The sequence below is a fragment of the Oleiphilus sp. HI0066 genome (genome assembly GCF_001635725.1).
In genome coordinates this window covers 1-818 of record NZ_LWFH01000339.1, presented here as the reverse complement: position 1 = coordinate 818, position 818 = coordinate 1, and the positions used below count along the sequence as shown (strand labels likewise).

The following is an 818-nucleotide window of genomic DNA, read 5'->3' as shown; positions in this document are numbered from 1 at the left end:
TGTTCAGTTTTCGTTATAAGGAGCGCTAAATAACTCTAAAAAGATTGCCCTACGGATATCGTTGTTAATTTCGTGAGGAGAAGCAGATGTTGCTAGATAGAGTTAGACACCCAAATGAGCGTAGTGACAGAAGACCTAGCTCCTGATTCTGGAATCGCCGCAGATATCACTGCAAATATGCTGAACAAACAATTGATCGTGAGTGATTATCTAAAAACCGGTTTAGAGTAAAACATTAGTGACTTCAATCAATTGTCTGAGCGAACGATTCTTATTCTGAACCAAGCAAACGAACAAATCGAAGACCCAAACCGCGTTGCAATTCTCGAAAATATAAATGCTTTGTCACGCAATTATGATCAAGCGTTTATCGGAAGCGTAGTGTCCAATATGAGGGAGCGCAACCGTTTAGTGAATGAAGGAATGAACGTTGCTGGTTCTCAGATTAGAAAAGAGCTCACATATATTCGCGACTCGGCATATAAAGATAATGATATCGTTGCTGCATGATATGCAGGCGTCGTTCAAGAAAACCTTCTACTTGCTCGTCTTTATGCGTTTCGATTTTTAGATGACAATCAAGAAAGCTCCACTGATCGAGTTCTTAACGAACTAAGTGCAGCGTCGCGAGAACTAAATACCCTTATGCCCGAACTTCAGAACGCAAATCGTAGAGCAGCTGCTGAACGTGTAAGGGAAGGAATACGCAATCACGAAAACGCGTTTAAAGCTGTTTCATCATCGATCTATGATCGAAACACAGTTGTAGAAGCGCAGCTGGTTCCGTTTGGTGCGCAGATCTTTGATGCATCGGTCAA

At 41.8% G+C, this 818-nt stretch carries 1 protein-coding gene; it reads left to right on the top strand.

The window, feature by feature from the left end; genetic code table 11:
• Positions 1–252 precede the first annotated feature (252 nt).
• On the top strand, positions 253–510 hold the full coding sequence (locus tag A3738_RS04905) for a hypothetical protein (protein WP_068481891.1): 258 nt from the start codon (positions 253–255) through the stop codon (positions 508–510).
• Positions 511–818 lie beyond the last annotated feature (308 nt).